The 3,747-nt window shown below is 69.6% G+C and carries 5 protein-coding genes; all 5 read left to right on the top strand.

What is annotated here, in order from left to right; translation table 11 throughout:
- The coding region (locus K9U41_RS22120) for a hypothetical protein (RefSeq protein ID WP_282642999.1) at positions 1–640 on the top strand (640 nt) is incomplete at its 5' end.
- Between the two features lie 111 nt (positions 641–751).
- Positions 752–1,747: an agmatinase gene (gene speB, locus K9U41_RS22115; protein WP_282642998.1), complete on the top strand. Its 996-nt coding sequence runs from the start codon at positions 752–754 to the stop codon at positions 1,745–1,747.
- An 87-nt stretch (positions 1,748–1,834) separates the two neighbouring features.
- Positions 1,835–2,935: a calcium:proton antiporter gene (locus K9U41_RS22110; RefSeq protein WP_282642997.1), complete on the top strand. Its 1,101-nt coding sequence runs from the start codon at positions 1,835–1,837 to the stop codon at positions 2,933–2,935.
- A gap of 76 nt (positions 2,936–3,011) precedes the next feature.
- Complete coding sequence (locus K9U41_RS22105) at positions 3,012–3,422, top strand: NADH:ubiquinone oxidoreductase subunit NDUFA12 (protein ID WP_282642996.1); 411 nt, start codon at positions 3,012–3,014, stop codon at positions 3,420–3,422.
- Between the two features lie 91 nt (positions 3,423–3,513).
- Positions 3,514–3,747: hypothetical protein (locus K9U41_RS22100; RefSeq protein ID WP_282642995.1), on the top strand; the 234-nt coding region annotated here is incomplete at its 3' end.

Raw genomic sequence — 3,747 nt, 5'->3', positions numbered from 1 at the left:
GCCCACCCCCGTCGAAACTGCCACCGCCGAGCCGCCCTCCGCCGATCCGGCGGCCGGCGCGAAGGGGGAGGAGGCGCCGCCTCTGCCGGGCTGGGCGGCGGTGGTGGCCTCGGGCGTGGTCTCGGCCCTGCCGGACCCTGCCGCGGCGGGCGATGAACCCGCTCCGGCAGCCGCGGTGTTCGTGCCGCAGCGGCGGCATGCCTTGGCGTGGCGGACGGCGGCGCTCACGCTCATGGCGCTGCTCATCGGGGTCGCCGCCTTCGCGGCCTATCGCGAATGGTTCTGGCCGCGGGACGGCCAATGGGTCGGCGTGCTCCAGAGCGAGCCGCTGCCGTCCATCGCCGTCCGCCTCGATCCGGACAGCGGCGTCGTCTTCGTGCGCAGCTTCGCGCCGGCACCGCCGGACGGCGATATCAACCGGTTGTGGCTGGTGGTCCCCGGCCGGCCGGCGCTGCTGCTCGGCGCGTTCACCGCCGGGATGTCCGATCGCGCTCCGGGGCTCGCGGGGCTGGGCAGGAGCCGGCTCGGCAGGGCGGAACTGGTGGTGACGCAGGGGCCGAAGCTCGGGTCAGGCGAGGCTTCCGCCGATGGGCAGCCCCCGGGCAAGGTGGTCTATCGCGGACGCCTCGCGCCGGAGTAAGGACCCAGGGCCGGATCCGATCGGATTGCATCAACCCGATCGGTGAAAATGCCTATGATGCCGCCGTCGCGGCGCCCGGCGCCTTCGGCCGCCGCCCATTCGAGGAGTGTCATGTCGAACACCACCCCGACCGATCCGCTTCATCCCCGCCCGGTGGATCGCGCCCTTGATCCCGGCTTCCGCCACGGCCAGTCCACCGAGCCCAATTATTCCGGCGTCACCTCCTTCCTGCGCCGGCGCTATGCGCGCGACGGCGGCGGAGCGGAGGTGGTGGTGTGGGGCGTGCCGCTGGATGTGGCCGTCTCCAACCGGCCGGGCACGCGATTCGGGCCGCGGGCGATCCGCGCGGCATCCGCCATCCTCGACGGTGACCCGTTCTATCCGTTCGGCATCGATCCGTTCGAGACGCTGGACGTGGCCGATGGCGGGGACTGCGTGTTCGACTACGGCCTGCCCGCCGGGATTCCGGGCGCCATCGCCGCGCAGGCGCGCGCGCATTATGCCCGGGGCGCCCATCTGGTGACCCTCGGCGGCGACCATTTCCTCACCTATCCCATGCTGCGGGCGCTGGCCTCCCATCTTGGCGAGCCGGTGGCGCTGGTCCAGTTCGATGCGCACCAGGATACCTGGGAGGACGACGGCGAGCGGGTGGACCACGGCACCATGATCACCCGCGCCGTGAAGGACGGGTTGATCCGGGTGGATCGCTCGATCCAGGTGGGCATCCGCACCCATGCGCCCCAGACCTGCGGCATCGAGATCGTCCATGGCCTCACCGCCGCCGAGATGGGGTCGATCGCGCTCGCGGAGCGCATCGCCGAGCGGGTGGGGAATGCCCCCGTCTATGTGACATTCGATATCGATGCGCTGGACCCCGCCTTCGCGCCGGGCACCGGCACGCCCGTGTGCGGCGGCCTCTCCACCCGGGAGGCGATCTCGTGCCTGCGGCGGCTCGGCGGCCTCGATCTCAAGGGCTTCGACGTGGTGGAGGTGTCCCCGCCCTACGATCATGCGGAGATCACCGCGCTCGCGGGGGCGACGCTGGCCTCGGTCTATCTGTGCCTCCTCGCCGAGCGCAAGGCGACCGGGCGGACCGTCGCCCTCTGAGGTGGCGGCGCGGCAGGATGCGAAGCCTTGCGGGGCGGTAACGGATGTGGGACAGCGAAAGCAGATCGCATCGGAAAGGAGCACAGCGTGAAGGCAACCCGCCCGACGGTGCGCAACTATCTCCTGCCGGGACTGGGCCTCACATTCGCGCTGCTGCTGTCGTTGTGGCCGGACCTTGCGCCGGGCTCGGAAGGCCTGGTGCCGGGCATCGCCGCGGTCCTCGCCATCGCGCTGCTGTGCGGTTCGGCGATCTCGTCGGTCGCCCATGCGGACGTGGTGGCGCGCCGCCTCGGCCAGCCCTACGGGGTGCTGCTGCTCACCATGTCGGTCACCATCATCGAGGTCTCGGTGATGGCCTCGATGATGCTCCACGGCGAGAACAACCCGACCCTGGCGCGGGAATCGGTGTTTTCCGTGCTGATGATCGTCAATACCGGCATCGTCGGCCTGTGCCTGCTGCTGGGCAGCCTCAAACACCGGGAACAGACCATCCAGCAGCAGGGCGTCTCGGGCTACCTCTCGGTGATGATCGCTCTGGGGGTGATGCTGCTGGTGCTGCCAGCCGAGACGCATGAGGGCGAAACCGGCACCTTCTCCCCGCGGCAGCTCGTCTTCATGAGCTTCATCGCGGTCTCGCTCTATGGCGCGTTCCTCTACATGCAGACGGTGCGCTATCGCGAGCACTTCGAGAACCAGCCGGAGGGCCACGCCGAGCAGCCGCCCCCGCCGCGCGTCTTCGCGCTCAGCCTTGTCATGCTGCTGGCGAGCCTCGGGGCGGTGGTGGCCCTGTCGAAGCACGTGGCGGCGGCGTTCGAGGACTTCCTCGGCCATTTCGCACTGGCCGATCCCGACGCCGTGACCGGCGCCCTCATCGCCCTCCTGATCCTGTTGCCGGAAGGCATCGCCGCGGTGCGGGCGGCCTCCCGCAACCACCTCCAGCATTCGCTGAACATCGCGCTGGGCTCGGCGCTGGCCACGGTGGCGCTCACCATCCCGGCCATGGCCTTCATCTCGGTGCTCATCGGCCATTCCATGGTCCTCGGCCTCGACACCGAGGACCGGACCATGCTGCTGGTCACCTTCGTGCTGTCCATCCTGTCGTTCGGCACGGGGCGGACCAATGCGCTGAACGGCGTTGTGCATCTCATCGTCTTCTGCGTCTATGTGATGCTGCTGTTCATGCCGTAAGGCGGGGCGACGACAGGTGGACAGGCGGCGGGCCAGATGGCATGTTCCGCCCGATTTTCCGAACGAGGCGCGGGCCGTGAAGAACTTCCTGCTTTATATCTTCACCTGGTGGAACAAGCAGACCGTCGGCACCATGTGGTGGACGAAGCGGTTCGGCGAGTTCGTGGGCGAGGACGAGTTCGGCAACCGCTATTTCCGCACCAAGGGCGGCAAGATCGACCCCACGCTGGGCTTCGAGCGCCGCTGGGTCATCTATCCCGGCTATGCGGAGGCCTCCACCATCCCGCCCGGCTGGTGGGGCTGGATGCATCACCGCGTGGACACCCCGCCGGTGGACGAGGCCTATACGCCCTATTCCTGGCAGAAGCCGCACCGCCGCAACATGACCGGCTCCCCCGGCGCCTACCGGCCCAAGGGCTCGGTCCTGGCCGGCGGGCTGCGCCCCCGCGTCACCGGCGACTACAAGGCCTGGACCCCCGGCGATTGATGGCAGCTGGCGCGCGGCATCTTTCCGCGCGCCCGTCTTCTTCGCCCGGTCGCCTTGCCGCCGCCCGAATCCGGCGCTTCAGAAGGGCGGCGTGGCGGATGCCCGCCGCCTTCAGATTTTGTTACGGGTTGATGTCCTGATGCGCCTTTACCGTACCGTGCCGTTTCTCGCCGCGGCGCTTTTCGCCGGCACGGCATCCGCGGCACTGGCGCAGGTGCAGGCGCAATATCAGCGTCCCGGCCAGATCGAATCCCTGCCCTTGCCACCCCCTGGCACGATTCCGGCGCCGCCCGGCACCATTCCCGCTCCCCGTCAGGCTGCGCCC

The organism is Xanthobacter autotrophicus (assembly GCF_029991245.1).
Lineage (GTDB): Bacteria > Pseudomonadota > Alphaproteobacteria > Rhizobiales > Xanthobacteraceae > Xanthobacter > Xanthobacter autotrophicus_C.
This window is presented reverse-complemented; position numbering and strand designations above follow the sequence as displayed.